This is a genomic window from Streptomyces sp. SAJ15, assembly GCF_007595705.1.
Lineage (GTDB): Bacteria > Actinomycetota > Actinomycetes > Streptomycetales > Streptomycetaceae > Streptomyces.
Map to the genome: position 1 here is coordinate 244,929 of NZ_NISY01000006.1, position 23,452 is coordinate 268,380.

At 69.6% G+C, this 23,452-nt stretch carries 21 protein-coding genes and 2 pseudogenes; 15 read left to right on the top strand and 8 right to left on the bottom strand.

From position 1 onward, the window contains the following. The first annotated feature begins 72 nt into the window (after positions 1-72). The 3 genes from CD790_RS18210 to CD790_RS18220 all read left to right on the top strand — a co-directional run bounded on the left by CD790_RS18210 (position 73) and on the right by CD790_RS18220 (position 3,525). The gene (locus CD790_RS18210; RefSeq protein ID WP_144384311.1) at positions 73-729 is read left to right on the top strand and encodes a TetR/AcrR family transcriptional regulator; all 657 of its coding nucleotides are present in this window, start codon (positions 73-75) and stop codon (positions 727-729) included. A 928-nt stretch (positions 730-1,657) separates the two neighbouring features. Further along, entirely contained in the window at positions 1,658-2,317 is a 660-nt protein-coding gene (locus tag CD790_RS18215; RefSeq protein ID WP_144384312.1) for a DJ-1/PfpI family protein, read from the top strand. Between the two features lie 167 nt (positions 2,318-2,484). Beyond that, positions 2,485-3,525, top strand: coding sequence for a vWA domain-containing protein (locus CD790_RS18220; protein WP_144384313.1), 1,041 nt, complete (start codon positions 2,485-2,487; stop codon positions 3,523-3,525). Between the two features lie 476 nt (positions 3,526-4,001). On the opposite strand, the gene CD790_RS35265 is transcribed toward CD790_RS18220, so the two are convergent. Further along, on the bottom strand, positions 4,002-5,045 hold the full coding sequence (locus CD790_RS35265) for a hypothetical protein (RefSeq protein WP_222108269.1): 1,044 nt from the start codon (positions 5,043-5,045) through the stop codon (positions 4,002-4,004). Here CD790_RS35265 and CD790_RS18230 point away from each other — a divergent pair. The 3 genes from CD790_RS18230 (at position 5,029) to CD790_RS35860 (ending at position 7,449) form a co-directional block, all read left to right on the top strand. Beyond that, positions 5,029-5,946 carry a hypothetical protein gene (locus tag CD790_RS18230; protein ID WP_144384314.1) on the top strand — a complete coding sequence of 306 codons (918 nt, stop codon included), beginning with the start codon at positions 5,029-5,031 and terminating at the stop codon, positions 5,944-5,946. The two genes, CD790_RS35265 and CD790_RS18230, sit on opposite strands and share 17 nt — an antisense overlap. A 314-nt stretch (positions 5,947-6,260) precedes the next feature. Further along, positions 6,261-6,647, top strand: a complete 387-nt coding sequence (locus CD790_RS18235; RefSeq protein WP_144384315.1) for a VOC family protein — start codon at positions 6,261-6,263, stop codon at positions 6,645-6,647. Positions 6,648-7,143: 496 nt separating this feature from the next. Continuing rightward, complete coding sequence (locus CD790_RS35860; RefSeq protein WP_260867675.1) at positions 7,144-7,449, top strand: hypothetical protein; 306 nt, start codon at positions 7,144-7,146, stop codon at positions 7,447-7,449. A 204-nt stretch (positions 7,450-7,653) separates the two neighbouring features. On the opposite strand, the gene CD790_RS18245 is transcribed toward CD790_RS35860, so the two are convergent. After that, positions 7,654-9,681 (bottom strand): AAA family ATPase, encoded by a 2,028-nt coding sequence (locus tag CD790_RS18245; protein WP_186319090.1) that lies wholly within the window; start codon positions 9,679-9,681, stop codon positions 7,654-7,656. Between the two features lie 395 nt (positions 9,682-10,076). On the opposite strand from CD790_RS18245, the pseudogene CD790_RS35865 reads away from it, so the two are divergent. After that, positions 10,077-10,160, top strand: a pseudogene (locus tag CD790_RS35865) (type I restriction endonuclease subunit M); the annotation flags it as partial. A 352-nt stretch (positions 10,161-10,512) separates the two neighbouring features. Here CD790_RS35865 and CD790_RS18255 read toward each other — a convergent pair. Then, positions 10,513-11,316, bottom strand: coding sequence for an SDR family oxidoreductase (locus CD790_RS18255; RefSeq protein WP_144384317.1), 804 nt, complete (start codon positions 11,314-11,316; stop codon positions 10,513-10,515). 158 nt (positions 11,317-11,474) lie between these two features. Between CD790_RS18255 and CD790_RS18265 the strand changes: the two genes are divergently transcribed. Then, entirely contained in the window at positions 11,475-12,119 is a 645-nt protein-coding gene (locus tag CD790_RS18265; RefSeq protein ID WP_144384319.1) for a dihydrofolate reductase family protein, read from the top strand. A gap of 192 nt (positions 12,120-12,311) precedes the next feature. Here the strand turns inward: CD790_RS18265 and CD790_RS18270 are convergent, their stop codons facing one another. After that, complete coding sequence (locus CD790_RS18270; protein ID WP_144384321.1) at positions 12,312-12,971, bottom strand: DUF5701 family protein; 660 nt, start codon at positions 12,969-12,971, stop codon at positions 12,312-12,314. A 119-nt stretch (positions 12,972-13,090) separates the two neighbouring features. Further along, entirely contained in the window at positions 13,091-13,921 is an 831-nt protein-coding gene (locus CD790_RS18275) for an alpha/beta fold hydrolase (protein ID WP_144384323.1), read from the bottom strand. Between the two features lie 42 nt (positions 13,922-13,963). On the opposite strand from CD790_RS18275, the gene CD790_RS18280 reads away from it, so the two are divergent. From CD790_RS18280 to CD790_RS18290, 3 genes are all read left to right on the top strand, one after another. Beyond that, positions 13,964-14,458, top strand: coding sequence for a MarR family winged helix-turn-helix transcriptional regulator (locus CD790_RS18280; RefSeq protein WP_144384325.1), 495 nt, complete (start codon positions 13,964-13,966; stop codon positions 14,456-14,458). Next, a complete protein-coding gene (locus tag CD790_RS18285; protein WP_144384327.1) occupies positions 14,455-14,913 on the top strand; it encodes a MarR family transcriptional regulator in 459 nt (152 codons plus the stop codon). The genes CD790_RS18280 and CD790_RS18285 overlap by 4 nt, the downstream gene beginning before the upstream one ends. Before the next feature lie 67 nt (positions 14,914-14,980). After that, complete coding sequence (locus tag CD790_RS18290) at positions 14,981-15,349, top strand: tetratricopeptide repeat protein (RefSeq protein ID WP_144384329.1); 369 nt, start codon at positions 14,981-14,983, stop codon at positions 15,347-15,349. A gap of 198 nt (positions 15,350-15,547) precedes the next feature. Here the strand turns inward: CD790_RS18290 and CD790_RS18295 are convergent, their stop codons facing one another. Next, entirely contained in the window at positions 15,548-17,068 is a 1,521-nt protein-coding gene (locus CD790_RS18295; protein ID WP_144384331.1) for a serine/threonine-protein kinase, read from the bottom strand. Between the two features lie 288 nt (positions 17,069-17,356). Here CD790_RS18295 and CD790_RS18300 point away from each other — a divergent pair, with 288 nt between their 5' ends. After that, a complete protein-coding gene (locus CD790_RS18300; RefSeq protein ID WP_186319091.1) occupies positions 17,357-19,426 on the top strand; it encodes an NACHT domain-containing protein in 2,070 nt (689 codons plus the stop codon). 336 nt (positions 19,427-19,762) lie between these two features. After that, positions 19,763-20,728 (top strand): RimK family alpha-L-glutamate ligase, encoded by a 966-nt coding sequence (locus CD790_RS18305; RefSeq protein WP_144384335.1) that lies wholly within the window; start codon positions 19,763-19,765, stop codon positions 20,726-20,728. 68 nt (positions 20,729-20,796) lie between these two features. Here CD790_RS18305 and CD790_RS18310 read toward each other — a convergent pair whose 3' ends face one another. After that, positions 20,797-21,060 carry a hypothetical protein gene (locus CD790_RS18310; protein ID WP_260867715.1) on the bottom strand — a complete coding sequence of 88 codons (264 nt, stop codon included), beginning with the start codon at positions 21,058-21,060 and terminating at the stop codon, positions 20,797-20,799. On the opposite strand from CD790_RS18310, the pseudogene CD790_RS18315 reads away from it, so the two are divergent. After that, positions 20,999-21,214: pseudogene (locus tag CD790_RS18315) on the top strand (SAM-dependent methyltransferase); the annotation flags it as partial. The gene CD790_RS18310 and the pseudogene CD790_RS18315 sit on opposite strands and share 62 nt — an antisense overlap. Positions 21,215-21,242: 28 nt before the next feature. On the opposite strand, the gene CD790_RS18320 reads toward CD790_RS18315, so the two are convergent. Then, positions 21,243-22,196, bottom strand: coding sequence for an NADP-dependent oxidoreductase (locus tag CD790_RS18320; protein ID WP_222108270.1), 954 nt, complete (start codon positions 22,194-22,196; stop codon positions 21,243-21,245). 69 nt (positions 22,197-22,265) lie between these two features. Between CD790_RS18320 and CD790_RS18325 the strand changes: the two genes are divergently transcribed. Further along, on the top strand, positions 22,266-23,207 hold the full coding sequence (locus CD790_RS18325) for a GlxA family transcriptional regulator (RefSeq protein WP_144384337.1): 942 nt from the start codon (positions 22,266-22,268) through the stop codon (positions 23,205-23,207). The last annotated feature ends 245 nt before the right edge of the window (positions 23,208-23,452 follow it).

Sequence of the window (23,452 nt, forward strand, 5' to 3'; positions counted from 1 at the left end):
GTCGGCGGGTCCAGGAGGGCGAACAAGCGACATGTGTAGACACTGTCTACTCGCATCTGGTAGACAGTGTCTATGGAGACTGAGAGTTCCTTGCGGGAACGGTTGATCGACGTCGGCGTGGAGCTCGTGCTGACTGAGGGTTCCGCGTCCCTGGGGCTGCGCGAGATCGCCCGCAGGGCCGGGGTGTCGCACGGGGCGCCTCGCCGGCACTTCCCGACACACCACGCCCTGCTGTCGGCGATCGCCCGTCGCGGCTTCGAGGACCTCGTGGCCCGGGTCGGTGCCGCGCTCGCTGACGCGACGTCGCCGCGGGCACAGTTGCGGGCCGTCGCGCGGGTGTACGTCGGGTACGCGCTGGAGCGCCGCGGCATGTTCGAGCTGATGTTCCGGCACGAACTGCTCGACAGTGAGCAGCACGCGTCGGGCGAGCGACGGCTGCGGGAGTCGACGATCCCGCTGTTCGAGCGCATCGTCGCCCTCGTCGCCCGGTGCGGGGCGGACGGGGACACCACACAGCGGCGACCCGGCGGGCCGGACGCGACCCCGCCGCCGGCCGTGACGGCTGCCGCCCTGTGGTCCAACCTGCACGGCGTCGCCCAACTGTGGGCATGGGGCAGCCTGCAGCTCGCCCTCGACGCCACACAGTCGGACGGTACGCTTCGCGGCGACCCACTCGATCGCATCGTCGCGGCGGTTCTGGACGCCCACCTGGGCCCGGTGAACCCGTGACCGTGCCCGCACGGGCCCCCAGCCGGCGACGCTCGCCCTGCCGCCACCGACATACCCGGCGGACTCGCTCGACACGCCGATCGCCATCCGTGTCCATGTGATCGAAGTGGCCGCCGGAGCCGGGCCACCGCTCGGGCGTGGCCTGGGCGCACACGGAGGCCGGCGCGCCGTGCGCTGAATCAACGTTCCCCTCGCGCTCCTGATCACCGGCTCACCCTCGCCCTCCAGCCACCGCCGGAACGCACCGGCTCGTAGCGCCTCGCCCCCCTGGACGCAGCCCCGTTCGCGACCGCGCTCGCGGCGCTGGTCCACCCCCTGACCGGTGTACCGGTGTACCGGTGTACCGGCGGCCCGATGTCCGGCGTACCGGCACACGGCTGGACGGCCGCGCCGACACGACTCGGACTCGCCTCCGTCGTCGTCCTCCCAGACGTGGCACGAACGCCGCACCGAGCATCCGATCGTGCGCCGCCTGCCATGGCGCGGTCCATACCGGTGACAGCACCGACGGCGCGTCTGTCGGCCACCGTCGCCGGCGGGTTCGACCCGCTGTTCACGGCACGGTCCCCTCCAAGACGTACCCCTCGGTCTCTTCACCGGCAACGTGCACGTCGTTCCACTGACCGAGGGACCAACGGCACGGCCTCGTGGTCATCGTTGGTCATCGGTACCGCGGGGCTGTCCCGGCCCGGTCCGACCAGCGAGTGGATCGCCTTACGGAACGAAGAGCAGGTGACATGAATCCCGACCATGTAGCCGACGACCGTACCGACGCGGCCGTCGGGGGCACCGACTACGACACCTCGGAGATGCTGCGCCAGGTGTTCCTGCGCGCACTGTCCGGACCACGCCTGGAAGACGGGCATCGCTTGCGACCGATCAGACCGGTCAGACCGACCAGACCGGTTACCGACCCAAGGACTGCCTGATGCAGATAGCCATCCTGCTCTACGACCGCTTCACCGCGCTGGACGCCGTCGGCCCCTACGAGATCCTGGGCCGCGTGCCGGGTGTCGAGGTCGTCTTCACCGCCGCGAGGCCCGGTCTGGTCCGCACCGATCTGGGCAGCCTCGCGCTCACCGCGGACCGGCCGCTGTCCGACGTCACCTCACCCGACATCCTGCTGGTGCCCGGCGGACCGGGCACCGCCGACCTGTTGGGCGACCGAGTCGTCCTCGACTGGCTCCGCACCGCGGATGCCGCCACCACATGGACCACCTCCGTCTGCTCGGGTTCCCTCCTGCTGGCGGCAGCAGGTCTGTTGAACGGGCGCCGGGCCACCTCGCACTGGATCGCCCTCGACCACCTCGCGGACCTGGGCGCCGTACCCAGCAGGGAGCATGTCGTCCTCGACGGCAAGTACGCGACGGCCGCCGGCGTCTCCGCCGGCATCGACCTGGCCCTCCAGCTCGCCGGCCGCATCGCCGGAGACGAAGTCGCCCAGGCCGTCCAACTCGTCGTCGAGTACGCCCCTCAGCCGCCCTACGACGCGGGTTCCGTCTCCACCGCCCCGCCCGAACTGGTCACCTCCCTGCGGGCCAGCAACCTCGTCGTACAGGCGGGAACGGGCCTGATGTCCAGTGCCTGAGCCCTTCAGCACCGGTCAACCGCTGGCCCTGGACAGTGGCGCGGCGCGGTGGCCGTGCCCCCGCGCGGGTCGGTCCTCCGCGCGGTCTGCTCCCTCCCGGAATCGAGATCGGTTGTCAGTGGTGGGTGCGAAGATCGGAGCATCGAGTCGGAGAAGGGGGAGCGGCCATGTCCGGAAACCAGAACTACATCAATCACGTTGCTCTTGTGTTGGATGCCAGTTCGTCCATGTCACACCTGAGCCGCAAGGTGATTGAAGTAGCCGACCAGCAGATCGCGTATCTGGCGCGCCGGTCGGAGGAACTGGATCAGGAAACCCGCGTCACGGTGTACGTCTTCGCCCAGGAGGTGGAGTGCGTCATCTACGACAAGGACGTGCTGCGGATGCCGTCCCTGAAGCATCTGTACCGGGTCGGTGGAATGACGGCTCTGCTGGCGGCCACGCTGAAGTCGCAGCGGGAGCTGGCGCAGACGGCTCAACTGTACGGCGACCACAGCTTCCTCACGTTCGTGCTGACCGACGGGCAGGAGAACGCGAGTCATCGCTGCGCGGATGCCCCCAGCAGGGATCCGCGTGAGCTGGTGCAGGCCGTGGCCGAGATGTTCCAGACACAGGAGGACAACTGGACGCTGGCGGTCCTGGTGCCGGACCAGATGGGCAAGCGCGAGGCCATGCAGTGTGGTTTCCCGAAGGACAACATCGCCATTTGGGACGCCACGAGCACACAGGGCCTGGAGGAGGCCGGGCAGGTCATCCAGCAGGCCACCGAGAAATTCATGGTGGGCCGCACCCAGGGCATCCGGGGATCGCGGGCGGTGTTCTCGATGGGCGCGGAGGCGGTCAACAAGGACACCATCGAGGCGGCTGGTCTCACCCCGGTGAATCCGTCGGAATACCAGCTGATTCCGGTGGCTCGCGAAGCGGCGATACGGGACTGGGTTATCGAGTGCGGGCACACGTACCGTACCGGTTGTGCGTTCTATCAGCTGAGTAAGTCGGAGAAGATCCAGGCGCGGAAGCAGATCGCGGTGCTGGAGAAGAAGACGGATCGGGTGTACACGGGCCCGGAGGCCCGAGCCCTGCTCGGCCTGCCGGACATGGAAGTCCGCGTCAAGCCGGACTACAACGACGACTTCACGATCTTCGTGCAGAGCACCAGTGTGAACCGAAAGCTGGTGCCGAACACCCGTCTGCTGCTGATGACCTGACGCCTCGAAGGCTCTGAACGGTCCAACGGTCCGCTGGGGATCTCTCCGACCTCGCAACGCCCGACATCCGGGTAGCGATGGAAGAGGGAAGGGCCACTGCTGGGGGACGCCCTCATGACCAGAAAGAGGGCGTCCTCCGGGTGATGGAGGACCTTGCGATCGCCGTCAGAGGTCTCCTTGGCAACGCCAGAGCTCGCCTGTCAGGAGCGGGGCGAGATGGCTCCACGAGGTGGAGCCGTCCGGGGTGGTCCCGCCGGCGACCATGAACGCGTCTGCGGTGACAGACCGCTTTCGCCACGGCATTGCTCACAGCGCCTTCTGCGTGATCACGGACAGACCCGTTGGGCCGGCACGCGCACCGGAAGGCCGGCTTTCTCGTCTACGGTGAAATGCCGGTCGCCGATCACACCGCACAGCTCGCGCCGCCACTGGTCGGGGTCGAGCCGCAGGGGGCCGCCGGTGTTGTCCGAGCTCTGTTAGATCACGGTTCTGCCGTCCGGGGCCATGTCCCGGAAGACGTACGAGCCGTCCACCAGCAGGCCGCTGGAGGGGATGCGGCCGAAGTCGTACGAGTCGCTGTAGGCGCGATCACCGACCCGGTAGATCCGCACGGAGCTGTTGGCGGCCACGGCGAAGCGGCCCTCCTTGTCGAGGAATCCCGCCACGTACGGTTTCTCGGCGCTCTCGGCCATGCTGCGCAACGGCCCCAGCTCCTTGCGCAGAGGGTCGCGCCGCCACAGTTCCACGATGCCGCCGCTGCGGAGCACCGCGAAGTAGCGCCCGCTGGGGTCGAACTGCGTGGCGACAGCGTCGGTGGGCACCTTCACGGTTGTCGTCGTGCGCCCCGTGGTGAGGTCGATGACACGCACCGTGGGATCGCCCCAGACGAGCACGGCCACCTGGTTGTCCGCCGGGTAACGATTGACGTTCGCCTGCCGCGGCGTGCTCGCGCCGCGGCTCCCGGCGATGATGCCCTTGATGTCGTGGTGAGCGAGTTGTCTGCCCGTCCGCGCGTCCCACTGCTGCACCCGCGTCCCGGAGACGGTCACGAGACGTCCGTCCTGGTCGAAGAAGTACTGGAGATCAGCGGGGGTGGGCGGCTTGGGAATGCCGATCCGGGCCGTTCGCCGCAGCGTGGACACCTCCCGGACGGAGATGGCGTCCTCGGCGTCCCAGTCGGCCAGGAGTTTTCGGCCCGGACCGGACTCGAGGCGGTATCCCTTGGGGGGAGCCAGTACGGCCGCGGGCGTCTCACCTCGGCGATCAGCAGGGTCGTCGCCGTCCCGGGGCATGGCGGAGTGAAGCTGCAGGCTCGCGCCGTCGTCCACGACGCTGACGGTCTTGCCGCCGTCCGCGGTGAGTTTCTGTTCGCTCACCTTGAGGACATTGGGCTCGGCCGACAGTTCGACGTAGTTGATCAGCGAGTCGCCGTGTCCGACGAGGAGGAGTTTTCCGCGGGACGACACGAGGTCCCACGCCGTCGCCGTGACCCCGTCGAGCTGGGTGGCCTTGCTGATCACCTTTCCCTGGGAGAGGTCCACCAGCGACAGGTCGTTCCCGTCCTTCGTGACGAATGCGACGCCCGGTCATATCGACGCCTGGGCCCTGGGTGGCGCAGGAGGTGTAGTCGCCCGCGTGGTAGGGGCGTCCCCGCTGGGCGCCGTCGGAGATCCGCCGCAGGCTGAAGAACGCCCCAGAGTCGCCGCCCCGGCAGACGACGACCGTCGACCGGTCGCCGGAGACGAGGACGCCGTCGACATCGCGCACGACGGTCCGGCTCCTCCCGGTGGCCATGTCGACGGCGACCAGACCCGAGGAGTGCTTTCGCCCGAGGCGGGACTCCTCCGCCAGCAGGCTCCGGTTGTCGGGGCCGAACCACAGCCTGCCGCCGATGTCCGCGGGCGCGCGCACCCGTCCGCCGACGGTGTCGCGGTCCAGGTCCCACCACATCAGGTCCTTCCCCGACCGGACGACGACAAGCCGTCCGTCCGCGGACATCGCGAACCCGTTCCTCTTCTCGAAGGGGTACTGGAGCAGGCCCGTCACCCTGGGAAGTTCGTGCACCCGGCCGATGATCCGGTCCGCGTCCGGGCGCACCTCGAACCAACCGGCTCTCCCACCCTCACAGACGAAGGCGACCCGGCCGCCGTCGGCCGACACCATGGCGTAGACGACCTGCTTGACGGAGAACTGCTCAGTGCGCACCGTGCCGTCGAGAGCATGCACGAACAGCATTGCGCGGCCCACCCTCGACCTGGCGAAGACCACATTGCCGTCCCGACTCGTCTGAAACTGCTCGATCGTCCCCAACAGGCCGGAGACCTGTCCGGGCCTGGCGACCTGGACCAGGCCGTCCTCCTTCTGCTCGACCTGGACCTTCACCATCTCTGGGCTTCCACCGCCCGCCGTGCTGACCGGTAACTCCACGAGATAGGTCACCCTTCCCCCTCACCCGCACCGGCTCCTCCCGCCTACTGGAAGCCCGGACACGCCATCGTGCCCCAACTCGCCATCGTCTGAAGGTAGTTGTGGATTCACGGTTGTGGAGAGACCCGCGCAGTCGAGCCTCCGTCTCGGAATATCCGGTCGTGGAAGTGGGCGTGATCCTGATAGGACACGGCCATGGGTGCTGAAGCGCCGACACCGATGGATCGTCTGTTGGCGGAGCGAGCCATCAGGCACTGTGATGCAGCGTGTGGCCTTCGGCGGACGGCTACTTGACTGGAGGTCCTGACATGGCCAGTAAGTTCACCGAGCTTGCGATCGACTGTGCCGATCCCCACGGTCTCGCCCGGTTCTGGTGCTCGGTCCTCGACTATGAGGTGCAAGACGAAGGCGACGGAATCGTCACCATTGGCTCCCCCGAGGTGCCTGAAGGCGACAAGCGCCTTGGCCCGGTGCCGCCGACGTTGACCTTCGCGCACGTGCCCGAGGGCAAGACCGTCAAGAACAGGCTTCACCTCGACGTCAACCCGACCGACAGGGAGCAGGACGAAGAGGTCCGTCGCCTACTCGAGCTGGGTGCTCGATACGTCGACGTCGGCCAAGGCGATGAGAGCTGGGTCGTACTCGCCGACCCGGAGGGGAACGAGTTCTGTGTCCTCGCGGGCCGCCGCCCCTGATCGGAGGCCGCGCCCCGCGCCGGACCTGCTTCCGGTCGCCCCCCACGCTGGACGAGGTCGGCCGCACCCAGGCGAGACGGCACCCGCTGCCCCGGCCGATGACGGCCGTCCCGGATCCTTCCGTCTACCCCGGCGCCGACTACTACGAGATCACGATGCGGCAGGGCTCATGGCGCTTTCACCGGGATCTCGGGCCGGCAACCGTGTGGGGTTACTGGGCTGCGAACCCGCACGAGCCTCACGAGGCCATCGGCATGGGCTACCTCGGGCCCACCATCAGCGTGACCAAGGACCATCCGACGGTCGTCAAGTACCGCAACGAGTTGCCGACCACCCACCTGTTCCAGTTCGTGATCGACGCCATCCGCGACGGGGACCCGCAGCTCACCCCGATCGCTCCGCCTCCCTACAAGAGCCAACCGCCTTTCCCCCGAATATCAACGTGTGGAACGTCGTGCACCAGCACGGCGGTTTCACGGCACCACAGTCCGACGGAATGCCGCTGCAGTCGTTCAGCCCCGACGGCTTCCATGCCGGGGGCTACTCCACCCTGGACCCGAGCCGGGTCGAATCCAACGAGGCGATCTGCGGCTACACCAACCACGAGCGTGCGTCCATGCTCTGGTATCACGATCACGGCATGGGGATGACCAGCCTCAACGTCTATGCGGGCCTTGCCGGTCTCTACCTCGTTCGCGGCCCCGCCGACGAGCGGCTCGGTCTGCGCGAGGCCAATTCGAGGTGCCCCTCATCCTGCAGGACCGGACCCTCCACCGGGACGGCTCGCTCGCCTACACCATGACCCAGAGGGAAGGCGAGGACACCCCGGTCGTCAACGGGAAGGCGTACCTCTTCCTGGCCGTCGAGCCTGATGCGCCCGTGGACGATCGTCCACCCCGGCGGCCACGGCGGTGGCGGCCACGGCCACGGCCACTGACGGGGTGGGTCGCCCCCCCCGGCACCGTCTACTGGCTGGATTGGTGGCGACGACGCGGGCGCCGAGTCGTCAGGCGGGCTGGACGGTGATGGTGCAGAGGCGCTTGGTGGCCCGGGTCAGGGCTACGTACAAGTCCCTGTCTCCACCGGGGCGGGCCGTGATGATCTCCTCGGGGTTCATGACGACGACCCCGTCGAATTCCAGGCCGCGTGCTTCGGACGCCGGCACGATGCGTGCGTGGTGGGCGATGCCCTGGGCCGTCAGCTCGTTCACCCTGGTGTCCGCGCAGATCACTCCCAGAAGCTCGCCCGGGTGCGCTGTGCTCTGGGTGCGGAGTTCCCGAACGACGGCGGCGACCAACCCGTCCGGAGGTGCGGTCACGATGCGAGGGCTCTCACCGCTTCGCAGCGACCGTGTCGGCTTCTGGTCTGGAGCGATCCGCGTGAGCAGGTCCCGGACGCTCTCCAGGATCTCCTGCGTGGTGCGGTAGCTGACGGTCAGATGGTGCAGTTTGAACCGCGGTCCGACGTGGGGGCTCAGTGCTTCCTTCCAGTCGCGTGCTGTCGCGACCGGGCCTGCCTGGGCGAAGTCACCCACCAGCGTCATCGCCCTTCCCGGGCAGCGGCGGACGATCATCCGCCACTGCATGGCGGTCAGCTCCTGCGCCTCGTCGACGACGACGTGCCCGTACGTCCGCTCGGGGGGACCGTCGACCAGGCTCGCCGCCTCGTCCAGCAACGGCACGTCGGCATCGGTCCACGGGTCGTCCGGACCGCGCAGCAGAAGGGACCGCTCCTGCGCGGTCAGGCGGGGCAGGTACTCGGCGAGAGCGCCGGCATCCGTCAGGAGCGCCTTCACGAGGTCACCGGGTACCAGCCGCGGCCACAACGCCTCGACCGCTCGGTCGACGCCGGCGTCGTCGAGGAGATCGGCTCGGATGGCGTCCAAGTCCAGCTCGTGGACCGGACCCGAGTCGGCCGCACCTTCGGTACGGCGCTGGGCGACTCCCGTGAACCGGTCGAGGTTGATGCCCGTCATCCTTTCGGCATCGGCGTCGATCTGCTCCAGGAGGTCGCCCATGTCTCGTTGCATCGCGTCGGTGACGGCGTCGACCAAGAGCTCCTTGAACACCTGGCGCGCGGGGTTGTGCCCCGGTGCGGCCGCCGCGGCGGCGTCGCGTGCCGTGGCGACTTCCTCGCCGGACAGGTGAACCATTCCCTGTCCGACCCGCACGGTGAAGTCACCGGCGGGGGCTTGGTGGACGCGCAGCAGGCCGGCCAAGGCGTCGGCGAGGTCGGAGCTGCCCTTGAGACGCGCCGTGTCGAACGGGTCCACCGTGTCCGTGGACACTCCGGCCAGTTCCCGGCAGGTCGCCAGAACGACGTCGTTCTCTCCGAGCGAGGGAAGGACCTGGGAGATGTAGTCGAGGAACCGGGCGTTCGGGCCCACCACCAGGACACCCTCCTCCGCGGCGCGCGGGAACGCGTACAGGACATAGGCCGCCCGGTGCAGGGCGACCACCGTCTTGCCGGTGCCGGGCCCGCCCTGCACCACGGTCACCCCGCGGTGAGCGGAGCGGACGATCTCGTCCTGCTCGGCCTGCAGCGTCGCGACGGCCGCGTGCATCCTGCCCGTACGCCGCGCCGACAGAGCCTCGGTCAACGGGCCGTCCCCCACGACGTCCTCGTCGGTCGGGGCGGTCCCGTCGAGCAGTTCGTCGCTCACCGAGATGACCGAGCGCTCCTCGAGGCGCAGGTGCCGGCGCCGCCGCAGGTCCATCGGGTGGACCGGTGTCGCCTCGTAGAAGGGCCGCGCCGCGTTCGCGCGCCAGTCCACGAGCAGAGGCAGGTCATCCTCCTCCGTATGCAGTCCAATCCGCCCGATGCGCAGGGCCGTGCCATCCGTCCAGTCGATGCGCCCGAAGACCAGCCCCTTTTCGGCGCCCTCCAGCCGGCCGATTTCCTTGGCCAGACGCTCGGCGGCGATTTCTCTCTCGTATGCCTCACCGGCGCTTTCCGCCGGGGCCTTCAGCACACTCGCTCGGTGTACTCGCGCCTCGGAAAGCCGTTCGGTGAGCAACTCATACAGGGAGGACACATAATCCTGCTCCGATGCAACCGCACGCACAGCGGGATCATTCATTTTCGACAACAGGGGGCTCCTTGGCTCCTTCGATTCGAGCGAAACCATACGGTCAAAGTTCCCTGAAGGTAAGTCTTGACTTACTTGGTGAAGTTATGTCCCTGTGACTGAATCCATGACGGCTGACCGTATGGCACATCACGTATTCCGTCGTTCCGTATATCCCTCATTGCGCTCCCGATGCCCGCCTGCCTTATGGGCGAGCCCGCCCTTGGATGCCCGCGATGTTTTGCCGCGCTCGGGAAAAGGGGAAGGCCCGGCGAGGCGACCGGCGCCATCGAGCTCACGGTCGGGGGATCTGGTCGCTTCGTCTGGCGACCCGACCGAGGAGACGAGCACAGAACGGGTGCCTGCGCGAGGGCCTCGACGGCCGGACCGGGTTGCGCGCCGAACACGAGAAGCAGATCGACGAGGAAGCCCGTGCGGCCTACTGAGGGAAGATCGGGCAGGCCGCCAGGCCGGCCGCACCCATCAAGGCTTAGCGGTTGTCTCACGTGACTTGATGTTCGTGCGGCATGACGCCGGTCGTGGGTTGCCGCGTCGTACGGCACGCTCGCGGCTGCCTCGGTGAACGCGCGGGCCATGGCCGCGCGGGCCGCAGGAAGGTGCTGGGACCGGGGCGCTCGTCCAGCACTCGGGAGACGGGCGTCATCCACAGTTCTCGTCGAGGAACGGTTTCGCGGCCGACCGTTCACGCGGCCAGGCCAGCCGTTCCGGCGAGTATGCGGTCACCAGGCGCTGAGCTGCCGTCCATTCCCAGGTCGTCGCCGGACGGGACTTGAGGCTCTAGGCGATGCCACCGTTGCTCATCAGCAGCTGACCGTTGATCCACTCACCTTTACGGGAGCACAGGAAGTCCACGAGGTGGGCGGTGTCCTGCGGCGTGCCCAGACGGCCGAGCGGGGTGCTGCGGACGCAGTGCTCGCGGATTTCCTCGGACATCCATCCGGTGTCGACCGGCCCGGGATTGATCACGTTGGCGGTCACGCCGAGGTGGGCGAGTTCGCGAGCGGCGGCCAGGGTGATGCGGTCCAGAGCTCCCTTGCTCGCGCCGTAGGGCAGGTTGCCGACGGTGTGGTCGCTGGTGAGGCTGATGATCCGGCCGGTTCCGGGGGTTGCGGCGAAGCGGTGTCCGAACTCGCGGATGAGCAGCCAGGTGGCGCGCGCGTTGACGGCGAAGTGCCGGTCGAAACTCTCCACGGTGGTGTCGAGCAGACCGGAGTCGACCGACTCGCAGTGGCACATCACCAGCGCGGTGACATCGCCCAGTCGTCGTTCGACCTCGTCGAAGACGTGTGCCGGGGTCTCCGGGTCGGCGAGATCCGCCTCGACCGCCGCGGTGGACGCACCGTGTGCGGCCAGGGCCTGGCTGATCGCTTCGGTCGCGCCGGGCTCTCTGCCCCAGGTCATACGGTCGTCGTAGGGGGTCCAGTAGGTGAAGGCGACATCCCAACCCGACGCGGCCAGCCGGCGAGCGATGCCGGCGCCGATACCGACGGTGCGGCCCACACCGGTGACCAGAGCTATCGGGCGGGCTGTGGGAGGAACGCGGCCGGGGCCGGTCTGGTCTTGATCGCTACTCGACGTCACGGTCTGGGATCGTCCAGGACCGGCGCTGGAGCGTCAAGTTCGGCCATCAGCGGCCGACCGGGAGCTAAGAGACCGGATCCGGCCGATCACGGACGCGGCGATGAGTTTTCCCGGACCGGACAGTCTCATCATCGTTATTGCCAACGCAGGAGGAACACGTGGCTCAGCTGCTGAGAGTCCAGAACTTCAACGTCTCAAGTGACGGCATCGGTGCCGGTGAGGACCAGAGTCTTGAGAGTCCGTTCGGCCACGCCGAGCCCGAGAGGCTGTTCGCCTGGGCCGGCGCCACGGCGAGCTGGCCCATGCGTACCGATCCCGGGGGGAGCCGGGGACTCGATGACTACTTCACGCGAGACTACGCGCGTGACATCGGTGCCGAGATCATGGGCCGCAACAAGTTCGGGCCCCAGCGCGGGCCATGGCGCGACGATGAGTGGCGCGGCTGGTGGGGCGTCAAGCCCCCGTTCCGTACCCCGGTCTTCGTCATGACCCACCACAGGCGTCCTTCGTTCACACTCTCCGACACCACGTTCCACTTCGTCGACGGCGACCCAGCCACGGTCCTTGAGCAGGCGCGGGAGGCGGCGCAGGGCAAGGACGTCCGACTCGGCGGTGGGGTGACCACCATCCGGCAGTTCCTCGACGCGGACCTCGTCGACACCATGCATGTGGCGGTCTCGCCGCTGAAGCTCGGGTCCGGGCTACGACTCTGGGAGTCCCCCGATGAGCTGCTCGACCGGTTCCACCTGGAGGTCGTCCCCAGCCCGAGCGGCGTGACGCACCATCTGTTCTGGCGAAAGTAACCGGACCTCAAGGAGCCCCGGCAGGCGGAACAGCCAGCCGGGGCTCCTTGTGGCGGGTTGTCGAGTCACGCCTCGGGCGGTCTCGACCTTGGTGGATTTCTCAGCTCGTGCCCGGGTGGAGGCTGTGCCCGAGTGGCGGCGAGCCGGTAGGCCCCTTCTGTGGAACCAGGGGAACCAGGGGAACCAGAAGAACTAGGAGTGGCTTCGGCCCGTGGCGGAGGCGAAGCCAAGCCAGGTGTGGCGGTTGCCCCACCAGCACCAGCCGACCTTCGGGGCATTGCGCCGCTCGTGGCCGTCCCGCCCGGTGCCGTTGCTGATCCAGATCGCCGGGGTACGGGCGTCCAGGGCACCGTTGGCCTTGCGCAGCCGGGAACCGATGGTCATGAAGCAGTGGTTACGCTCCAGGACGGCCGGCCGCTGGAGCACCCAGTGGATGCCCTCGGTGATCAGCAGCGGGGTGCGGTCCTGCTGGGCGAGAGCGGGCAGCGCCTCCTCCGGGCTCCAGTTGGCCATGTGGTCGCCACGATCGACGTCGGTGACGAGATAGAGAGGGGCGTCGGGGACCTCCACCGTGTAGGGGTCGAAGCAGTCGACGTCGGGCATGTCGGTGACGACGAAGCCGGGCTTGCCGTCGTGCCGGAGCAGCGGTGCGAGGGCGGAGGCGGGGGCGCGGTCCGGGTGGACGGCGAGCAGGGCGTCGCCGTCATGGCTCCCGGCCTCCGCCGCGAAGGCACGCAGCTGGTCGGCGGGTATCCCCGCGAGCTCGGGCACCCCGAGCTCGATCAGGTGTTCTGCCTGGGCGGCGAGCGACGGGAGAGGGGTCACGGTGGTGGAGGACGAGGTATCGGGCAAGGTACTCCTCGCATCGCGGTTAAGGGGTAGACCCAAGATCGAACGCGGTGGTCCGCCGGAATGTTCCCGGCGCGGCGGCGCCGCGACAGGCGAAGCACCCGGACAGGGGCCGTGTCTGCTCAGGCGTCGGTCGCGGCGGGTGTCGTGGAGGGGCCTTCGGTGAAGTCGGTCACCAACTTGACGAAGGCGTCCTCCTGCTCGAAGAACATCACGTGGCCCGCGTCGATCTCGGCGTAGCCGCTGCCGCTGATCGCGGCGTGGAGGGCCCAGCTGTGCTCCACCGGGACGGTGATGTCCTGGCTGCCGCCGATCACGAGTGTGGGGGCCTCGATGCGGGGGAGCAGGGGGCGGATGTCCACCCGCAGGTCGTAGTGGATATGACGCAGCGTGCCCGGAGTGGGCGGCATGTTGGGGATCAGGGCCTCGAACTGGTCGCGACCTATGGTGTTGAGGAAGCCGCGGCTGAAGCCGGTCATCGCGACGGCGCGGCCGAAGGACGCGGGGTCGCTGGCTCCCAGGTTCTGCCAGAGGGTGAAGAGGCTGGTCAGATACTCGTCACTGCCGGTGTGGGCCCAGCCGGCGACCAGGATCAGCCGCCGAACGAGGTCAGGTCGCAGGGCCGCGACGGTGGCGGCGACGGTGGCGCCCATGGAGAAGCCGAGCAGGTCGACCGGTCCGTCCTCCGTCGCCTCGATGACGGCGATGACCTGGGCGGCGAGTCGTTCGGCGGTCAGCGGAGCGCCGTCGTCGACGGTGGCATCGGTCCCGGACAGGTCAGGGGTGATCACGGTCCGGTGCGGGGTGAACCGGGGAAGCGTCTGCCCCCAGTTGACGGCGGCCCCCGCCGATCCGGTGCCGTGTACACGCCGCCCATCGGGTGCGACACCGCCGAACGCCTCGCCCTGCTCAAGGTCGTCGGCATAGAGCAGCCGTCTGCATAGATGAGCCATCGATAGTAGCCATGGACATAGTAGCCATGTAATCTATTCGCCATGAGTAAGGGCTCACCGGGCCCCACGCCCGGCTTCCTGGTATGGCGGCTCGCCAACAAGTGGCGTGTCGCGGTCGATCGCGCGGTGGCTCCGCTGGGTCTCACCCACGCGCAGTACTCGCTCGTCGCGTCGCTGCACGGCATGCAGCGCGCCGGCGAGCGGCCCAGTCAGCGCCGGCTCGCCGACCACACCGGCCTGGAGGCGCTGTACGTCTCGAAGCTGGCGCGCGCCCTGGAGTCGGCCGGCCTGATCGAGCGCACCCGCGATCCCCGCGATCCGCGCGCCGTACAGCTCGCCCTCACCGAGCGGGGCCAGGCCGTCACGCGGCAGGCCATCGCGGTGGTCCAGGAGCTGCTTCAGCAGTTGCTGGAGCCGCTCGGCGGCCTCGACGCCCCCCGGACGCGCGCGTTCACCGACGAGCTGACGACCTTGCTCGACGCGCCTCTCACGCCATCCGTACCGAACGACGAGATCACTCAGGAGGCAACACCATGACCACGACCGCATCCTCCGCCGCCGCGCCCGTCGCCGACGCTCGCGCCCTCGGCCTGGCCCACCACGCCGCCCGCGGCGTCCTGGAGCATGTCCTGGCTCGGCACGGCGTCACGTTCCAGCAGCAGATCGCCCTGCGTGCCGCCGTCACCGCCGACACCCCGCAGACGTCGGACGATCTCGTCGCCCAGGTCCGGGGCTCCCTCAAGGCCGATCCGGACGACATCCGTGCCACCCTCGATGAGCTGCTGGCCAAGCGGCTGCTCCTCGCGGACGGCGCGCACCTTCGCCCCACGGACGCGGGGCGCGAGCTGATCGCCGCCGTCGGCGCGGAGACCGCCCCCGTATCCGCCCGCATCTGGGGTGAGATACCCGCCCAGGACCTGGCCGCCGCCGGTCGCGTCCTCGCCCTGGTCACCGAGCGCGCCAACGCGGAGCTCGCGGCGCTGACCGCCTGACCCCCTGACCCCGATAGTGGAATATTCAACCGTCGGTTGCGGTTGACGGCGCCGAAGGAGGTCACCAGTGAACACGACCTACGGCGCCCCCGGCGACGCCTACTACACCCACGGCGCCCCGGCCGAGCGCTGGGAGCGGGCGCAGCTGTTCTTCGAGGCCAGGAACTACGCCGCCGCGGCACGGGTGCTCCGCGGGCTGGTCGAGGAGGTACCCGAACAGACGGGGCCGCGGCTGCTGCTGGCGCGCGCCTACTACCACTCGGCCCAACTACGCCGCGCGGAGACCGAGTTGCGGATCATCGTAGAGCGCGACCCGGTCGAGCACTACGCCCGGCTGATGCTGGGCCGCACCCTGGAGCGGCAGGGGCGCACCGAGGAGGCCCGGTCCCATGCGCGTATCGCCTCCGCGCTCGCCGGCGATGTCGGGGACCTCTGACGCGCCCGACCGGAGGACGCCGGCGCGACCCCCTCTACGGAGCCGGCGCCCGACCTTCTCTACGGAGTCGGCGCCCGACCGGAGGACGCCGGCCCGACCCCTCTACGGAGCCGGACCGGCGTCCCATCGCGTCCCATCGCGCCTCGTGGCGTCAGCCGGCCTGGCGGACAGCCCCGAGCGCTTCGGTCGACAGATCTGTCAAGACCCGTTACTCAGGTGGACTCCGTTGACGGTGGCGTCGAGGACCGGCCGATACTGATGCCATTGCGCATCCGGTGCGGAGAGGTAGACCACGTACTGGGTGCCGTCGGCGCTGGCGAATGCCAGCTCCGCCGCCCGGTACTTCCGCGCCCTGCCGTCGAATGTGAACTCCCAGTAGCCGGCCGGCCGTCCTCGGAAGGTCGTTGCGGCCATCCTGACCCGCTCATACCCGGGATTGATCCGGCGGGTCTGGTCCTCTTCGGTGTCGCGCCAGTGCTGCAGCGGGTCGGAACCCGCGAAGGTGACGACGTTGACCCTCAGGCCCACCAAACCGGACCGGTCTACGTAGACGACTTCACCGCCGGGCTTCCGCTTGCGGGTCCAGCCGTCTCGTACGGGGAAGGAGAAGCCGCGGTCCCCCTTTTCGAGGTGGTATCCGGCGGGGAGCGTCGGAGGCGAGGCCGGGCTGCTGTGCGAAGCGGAGACCGAGGCGTTCTCCGTGGGCCGCCCCTGCGTGCTCGGTCGGTCGGCACTTCCCTTGGGCCACCACATCGCGCCGCCCGCCACGATGGCGGCCAGTGCCGCCGCCGCGACGGACCACAACACCCCGCGGCTCCTGCCGCCGCCTCCCCGCCCAGGGTCCGCGGCGTCGCCGGTGCGTTCCGGCCGCGTGGGGGAGGCCAGGAGGCCGGCCCGAGTCCCGGTCACGTCGTCCAGGAGGCGCTCGACCTCATGGACGTCCATACGCTGCTCGGGTTCCTTGACGAGCAGCCCCTCGATCACCGGGGTGAGGCCCCCGGCGTTGCGCATGGGCTCGTAGGTGTCGGCGGCGATGGCGTACGCGATCTCGATCGGGGTGTCGCGGCGGAACGGGTGCCGCCCCTCGACCGCCTGGTACAAGGTGGCCCCGAGGGCCCACAGGTCGCTGGCGGGGCCGGGCTCGGTGCTCCCGCGCCTGAGGCGTTCGGGGGCCAGGTAGTGGATGGAGCCGATCAGCTCGCCGGGCTTGGTCAGCGACGACGTTCCCGCCTCCATGGCGATGCCGAAGTCGGTGAGCACGATCCGTCCGTCGTCACCGAGCAGGACGTTGGCGGGTTTGACATCCCGGTGCAGGACGCCGGCATCGTGGGCGGCACGCAAGGCGGCGGCCATGGCGGAGCCGATCCGGGCGGCCTCACCGGGTGGCAGCGCGCCCTGCCGCTTCAGCACATCACCGAGTGTGACCGACGGTATGTACTCCATGACGATGCACGGCAGACCCTCGTCATCGACGACGTCGTGCACCACGATGACATTGGGGTGGGCGATCCGTGCGGCGCTGCGGGCCTCGCGGCGGGTGCGCTCGTAGAGCGTGTGGACCTCGTCGTCATGCAGGTGCGGTGGGATGTGCAGCTTCTTCACGGCGACATGACGGCCGAGCAACTTGTCCTCGGCGCGCCACACCGTGCCCATGCCGCCGCTGCCTACCCGCTCCACCAGCAGATACCGGTCGGCGACGAGCCGCCCCAGATCGGACACCTTGGAATCTTCTCCTTCTCCTCTTCCCCCGTTCGCGAACAGTCGAGGTCGAGGAGGCACGATAGCCCATCCGGTCGAACAGGCATCGCCGCCGCTTGAGCAGCACCTTCCGGCTCAGCGCGCCCGGCGAAGCCCCTCTGGAGAACAAGGTGGGCCGCGGGCCGCGGTCGGCCATGTCGCGTGTCCGTGGATTCGGTGTGTCGTTGGCAGGCCATGAAGACCTGGCCCAGGTGGAGAGCGCGGCCTGAAGCCGACGGAGGGAGGCGGGGGGCCGGAGTCCGGGAACGCATGAGGCGTACCAGGCGCCTGTATGTCCTCCTCACCCTTGGCGGCCTCGTGGCGGCGGTGTGTCTGGCGTACGACGCCGGTGAACTGGCGGCCGCTCTGCCCGCCCTGCCGCCCACGGTCGCCGGAGCCTTCCTGACCTGGGCGGCGTTCAGCGGCGACCGGATCGAGGGCGCGCGCCGTGAGCTTCCGTCGGCAGTTCAGGAACTGGCCGGTGCGGTGCGGCAGCAGTGGGACGCCGAACTCAGTCGTCAGCGGCTGGTCCGACCGATTCCGCCCGCGGTCTCCTGGGCCGCCGCCGCCCGGGAACTCTCCGTTCCCTGGAGCGAACTGGTCGCCGCGGCGCGGCGATGGCCTGGTGGTCCGCCGTCGGATCCCGCCGGCTGGGCCGCCGGCCCTGAGGGACTCGCCGGTCAGGAAGAGGAGATCACAGAGACCTATCTGCGCCGGATCCCCACCCGCCGTCTGGTCCTGCTGGGAGAGCCGGGCTCGGGGAAGACGACGTTGCTGATCCGGCTGCTGCTGGGCCTGGTCAGGCAGCGCGCGCCCGATGACCGGGTCCCCGTGCTCTTCACCGTGGCGAGCCTGGACCCCCGCCCCGGCTCGGGAGACGGCCGGGACGACACCTTGGACACCTGGATGGCCGGACAGCTGGAGCGTGATCACGAGATTCTGGCCGACCCGGCGCCGCCCGGGTTCGGCGAGGTGAGCCTCGCTCGCGCCCTGCTGAACCGGGGAATGATCATCCCCATGTTCGACGGCTTCGACGAGTTGCCCAAGGAACAGCGCCGGCGGGCTATGGCCCTGGTGAACGAGTCGCTACCCCTGGACCAGCCGGTGGTGCTGGCCTGCCGGTCCGCCGAGTACCGCGCGCTGCTGGAGGTGTCCGCGCCCCTGGGGGAGGCGGCCACGCTCGAACTCCTCCCCCTCCGCAGTGAAGAGGTAGAGGAGTATCTGCGCGCCACCGCCCTGGGACATGGACCACGCACGGCGACGGCGTCCGCCGCCGTCGAAGAACGGTGGGGTCCGGTTCTCGAAAGACTGGGCGGCACCAGTCCTTTGGCGCAAACCCTCGCGACGCCCCTGGGGGTCTTTCTCGCTCGGGCGGTCTACCACCCCGACGAGGCGCCCGTATCCCGGGCCCCGACTCCGCGGGATGAGCCGCGGGAGCTGCTGACATTCGCCACCCGGGAGGCGGTGGAGCGACATCTCTTCCGCGCCTTCATACGCACCGCGTATCGGTCGGCCCCCCAGCGTGGCCGCCGTTGGACCGATGTCGAGGCCGAACGGGTCTTCGTCTTCCTGGCCCGGCACATGAAGGTCCATCTCGAAGGCAGTACGGAAATCGCCTGGTGGGAGCTCTACCGGGCCATCCCTGCCGCGCCCCTGCGGCTGCTGGTGTCCGTCGGCGCGGGGGCCCTGGTCGCCGTCGTTCCGTGGTGCGTCGCCGGACCGGTCGCCGGACTGGGCGCAGGGCTCACCGTCGGTCCGGTGGCTCTCCTGGCCACCGGTCAGCGGCGGGAACCCGCAGCCGGGATCCGCTGGTCGTGGCGTCACTCGACTCTCGTCCCCGGCACGGTGGCCGGGATGGTGACCGGCTTCGCCATCGGGCCCGTCACCGGACTGCGACTCGCCCTGGTCTGCGTACTCGCCATCGGCTTCGCGGTCGGCTTCATGACCGGGCTGCGCCCCAAGGCCATGGACGTCACCGCCGGCAGCGGCCCCGGTGAGTCCCTCAGCCGGGACCGGGTGACCGCGTGGCGGATCATGCTCCTGTGGGCCCTGGCTGCCGGGCCGGTGGCGGGGTTGGTCGCGGACCTGGTGGCAGGCCGGACCGCGGCTGTGGTCGCCACCCCCGTGGTGGGGGTGGCGATAGGACTGGCAGTCGGTTTCGGAGGCACGGCCTGGGGGCTGTTCACCTTGGCCCGGGGCTACCTGTTCGTACGCGAACGTCTTCCCGGCGACCTGATGGCCTTCCTGGACGACGCACACCGCCAACGCGGAGTGCTCCGCAAGACCGGGGCCGTCTACCAGTTCCGTCACATCAACCTGCAGCGGCATCTGGAAGAGTGAGCACACGGCAGCCGAGGGCGGACCGCGGCGCGCGGTCCGGCGCGGGAGCCGGCGACGGCTGCGGGGCTCCGGCCGGCAGGCGCATCGGCGAGGGCCTCGGCAGGCGGATCGGCAAGGCATCGGCAGGCGCATCGGCGAGGGCATCGGCGGGGGCATCAGCAGGGGCCGAGGGCGCTCAATGCGTCGCTTCGTCCGGGATTGTCCGGCGCGGTCGGTCGACTGAACCCCCGGTTCCCTCCGAGAGTGGATATGGGAGGAGAGGTCTCCCTCCCTGTCTGTTACGGCACGGCTGTGGAGGAATCGATGGTTGCTCGAGGGCTGCGGGTGGGGACCTTCTTGTCCAGTGGGCCCGTCGGGACCTCCGAGGCCGTGTGGCGGCTGCCGCACAGCGCCGCCGTCCCGGTGGAAGCCCGGGACCGATGCCTCGGCCTCCTCGCCGACATGGCGGATGTCCAGTTCTTCCACGGGTTGAACATCGACCGCAGCTACATCCGTGGCGGTCGGGTGCACCACGGGGAGATCTGCCTCAACGAGCTGGACCTGTACGTATGGCACGCGCAGATCGACCGCAGGCCCGGCAGCTATCACCTCGAAGCGCTACGGACCCTCAGCCACGACACCCGGGTCGTCGCCGACCCCGACATGTTCGCCGTCGGCATCGACAAATTCCGCGCCCACCTGCTGCTGCGCCGTGCCGGAGTACGGGTACCGGACACCGTCCTGCTGGACCAGGGCAACGTGGGCGCGGCCGAGCCGGTCCTCGCGGAGTGGGGCCGCGCCCTGCTCAAACCCCGCTTCGGCTACTTCGGGCGGGGGGTGCTGCTCATCGAGGATTTCGCCACGTTGCGGGACGCTGTCGGCTACCTGGCCGCGACCGCTCCGGGAGCCGGCGACGGGACACTGCTGCTGGAGCGGTTCTACGACAACGACCTCGCCGAGTGGGTCTCGGTGGCGATGGTGGGCGGCGAGATCATGTACGGCTACCGCAAGCGGCCCTCGCGCTGGGCGGCGATGCGAGGCGGCGCGGCGAAGGTCTACGACCTGGCCGGAGCGGGTGGCGAGGTCGATCTGTGCGAGGTGCCGGCCGCCCACGCGGAGCTGGCTTCGCGGGCTCAGAACGTGATGGGGGCGCAGATCATCGGCTTCGACATGATCCTTCACCAGGGCCTGCCGGTCATCGTCGACGAGAACACCTTTCCCGGCTTCTATCCCGAACTCTTCCGCCGGGCCGACAAGGACCTGGGCTTCGAGCTGTACCGGATGATCGCCCAGGCGGTCGACGAGTGCCGCGGAGCCCGGTGAGGAGCAGCGGCAGGCCACCTGAGCCGCTCAGGGCGGTGCGGAGCCGGGGGAGGCGGCGGTGCGTCGGGTCACCCTGAGGCGGATGTCGATGTACCGGGCGAGGTGCGGAACGACGGCGGCTGTGGTGCGCCGAGGACGTGCTGCTGCCAGCCGCGGAGCAGCTCGAAGTCGAGCGGGGCGCCGCGTGCCGCGTCGGCCCGCAGCAGCTCCAGGGCGGTGAGCAGGCCCTTGGCGCGGACGGGGTCCACGGCGCCGTCGAAGGCGCGGATGCGGGCCGCCCCGATGAGGTTCTGGCGCAGGCCGTTGCACGCGATGATCGATGCCTTCGCCACCGCCGGCTTCCGTCTTTCCGTCATCAGCGAGCCGCAGCCCGACCCCGCCGCCCGTGAGCTGTTCCCCGACGGCTTCCACGACCTTTCGAGTAAAACCTGCTTCCTGTTCTTCGTCGTCGAGGTACCGCCGTCGGCTACCGGCTCGGACGACTAACCAGTGGTCCGGTCCGTCTGAGGCCCGCTCAGCGGACGACGAGGACCAGCTTGCCCCGGGTACGCCCGGTCTCGCCCAGCGCGTGGGCCGTGGCGGCCTCGGCGAGCGGGAAGGCGCCCGCGACGGTCGGCCGGAGCCTGCCGCTCTCGACGAGGTCGGCGATGGCCGTCATGCCCGCGTGGTCGGCCTCGACGAGCAGGAGTTCCGTGCGGACACCGAGCCTGTCGGCCTCCTCGGAGAGTCCCTCCGTGCCGTGGGGCAGCAACGAGACGAGCAGGCCGCCGGGGCGGAGCGTACGCAGGGAGCGGAGGCGGACCTCGCCGCCGAGGGCGTCCAGGACGACGTCGACGTCGCGCACCGTCTCCGCGACGTCGGTGGTGTGGTAGTCGATGACCTCGTCCGCGCCGAGCTCGCGCAGGTAGTCGTGGTTCGCCGCGCTCGCCGTGCCGATGACGTACGCGCCACGCGCCTTGGCGACCTGGACGGCCATGTGCCCGACGCCGCCGGCCGCGGCATGGACGAGGACGCGCTGTCCGGCCTGGACATCGGCGGTGTCGACGAGAGCCTGCCAGGCCGTGAGCCCCGCGAGCGGAAGGGCGGCCGCCGCGACGTGGTCGATGGAAGAGGGCTTGCGCACCAGGGCACGCGCGGGAGCGGTGACGTACTCGGCGTGGGAGCCGGCGCCGTACGGATAGGGAAGCATCCCGAAGACCTCGTCCCCCGGCTTGAACAGGGTGACCCCGACCCCCACCGCCTCGACGACGCCGGAGACGTCCCAGCCCAGGACATACGGGGGCTCGCCCAGAAACAATGTGAAGGCCCGGTGCTTCCAATCGGTCGGGTTGAGCCCGGCCGCGTGCACCCGCACGAGCACCTCGTTCAGACCCGGGGTCGGAACAGGCAGCTCGACCTCCTTCAGGACCTCGGGTCTGCCGAGGACATCCTGGCTGATGGCACGCATGGTGGTGGTGAGTTCGCTCATGCCTCCAGGCTGCGATCTCGGCAACGCCCCGACAATGGCACGATGGTCAACCTTCGCTAGGATCCTGCCATGCATCGTGTGGTCGTCCTGGCGCTCGACGGGTTCTACCCCTTCGAACTCGGCATCCCCCAGCGGGTCTTCGGCTCGGCGGACGGCCGATACGAGGTCCTCACCTGTACGGTCGACGGCCGTCCGGTGCGCAGCGACTCCGACTTCACACTGAGCGTCGAACAAGGCGCCGAGGTCCTGCGCACCGCCGACACGGTCGTCGTCCCGCCGTGCTCCATGTCCCTGATCAGCGCCGAGCTCCCGGCGGCGGTTGCCGACGCACTCGCACAGATCCGGCCGGGCACCCGCCTGGTGTCCATCTGCACCGGCGCCTTCGTCCTCGCGGCCGCCGGGTTGCTCGACGGACGCCCCGCCACCACCCACTGGGCGCTGGCCGACACCTTCCGCCGCATGTTCCCCCGGGTGGCGCTCGACCCGAAGGTGCTGTTCGTCGACGACGGTGATGTGCTCACCTCCGCCGGGGCCGCCTCCGGAGTGGACGTCTGCCTGCACCTCATCCGCGAGGACCACGGGAGCGAGGTCGCCAACAGTGTGGCCCGCCGGTGCGTCGTACCGCCGTGGCGCGACGGCGGGCAGGCCCAGTACATCGAGCAACCCGTCCCCGAACCGTCCGCCACCGGTACCGCCGCGACACGCGAGTGGGCCCTGGCGCGCCTGGACCAGCCGCTCAGCCTCGCCGACCTCGCGGGCCACGCGCGCATGAGCGTGCGCACGTTCGCCCGTCGCTTCCAGGAGGAGACCGGTACGAGTCCGGGCCGCTGGCTCATCGGACAACGACTGCACCGGGCACGCCGGCTCCTGGAGTCCACCGACCTTTCCGTGGACCGCATCGCGGGCGAGGTCGGCTTCGCGACCGCGGCGTCCCTGCGGCACCATCTGCAGGCATCGATCGGTGTGTCACCGGCGGCGTACCGACGCACCTTTCTGGCCGGCGCGAGATGACCGAGCCGCCGAGATCACCGGCCGCCGAGATGACCGAGTCGCCGAGATGACCGGCCGCCGAGATGACCGAGTCGCCGAGATGACCGGCCGCCGAGTTTGATCGGCACGGGCCTCAGCTCGGCAGGCGTCTCGAAAAACGAGTTGCCCGGGCCGCCGCGGCACCACAGGATCTGCCCATGACCATCACCGTCGCCTTCCTGCCGCCGACCACCGCCGACCGATCGGCGTGCGGCCAGCAGCAGCCC

What these genes read in the sequence shown, in the direction of transcription:
- CD790_RS18210 (WP_144384311.1), top strand. Translation starts at nt 73, where the DNA reads ATGGAGACTGAGAGTTCCTTGCGGGAACGGTTGATCGACGTCGGCGTG.
- CD790_RS18215 (WP_144384312.1), top strand. Translation starts at nt 1,658, where the DNA reads ATGCAGATAGCCATCCTGCTCTACGACCGCTTCACCGCGCTGGACGCC.
- CD790_RS18220 (WP_144384313.1), top strand. Translation starts at nt 2,485, where the DNA reads ATGTCCGGAAACCAGAACTACATCAATCACGTTGCTCTTGTGTTGGAT.
- CD790_RS18235 (WP_144384315.1), top strand. Translation starts at nt 6,261, where the DNA reads ATGGCCAGTAAGTTCACCGAGCTTGCGATCGACTGTGCCGATCCCCAC.
- CD790_RS35860 (WP_260867675.1), top strand. Translation starts at nt 7,144, where the DNA reads ATGCCGCTGCAGTCGTTCAGCCCCGACGGCTTCCATGCCGGGGGCTAC.
- CD790_RS18275 (WP_144384323.1), bottom strand. Translation starts at nt 13,921, where the DNA reads ATGGCTCATCTATGCAGACGGCTGCTCTATGCCGACGACCTTGAGCAG.
- CD790_RS18280 (WP_144384325.1), top strand. Translation starts at nt 13,964, where the DNA reads ATGAGTAAGGGCTCACCGGGCCCCACGCCCGGCTTCCTGGTATGGCGG.
- CD790_RS18285 (WP_144384327.1), top strand. Translation starts at nt 14,455, where the DNA reads ATGACCACGACCGCATCCTCCGCCGCCGCGCCCGTCGCCGACGCTCGC.
- CD790_RS18300 (WP_186319091.1), top strand. Translation starts at nt 17,357, where the DNA reads ATGAGGCGTACCAGGCGCCTGTATGTCCTCCTCACCCTTGGCGGCCTC.
- CD790_RS18320 (WP_222108270.1), bottom strand. Translation starts at nt 22,196, where the DNA reads ATGAGCGAACTCACCACCACCATGCGTGCCATCAGCCAGGATGTCCTC.
- CD790_RS18325 (WP_144384337.1), top strand. Translation starts at nt 22,266, where the DNA reads ATGCATCGTGTGGTCGTCCTGGCGCTCGACGGGTTCTACCCCTTCGAA.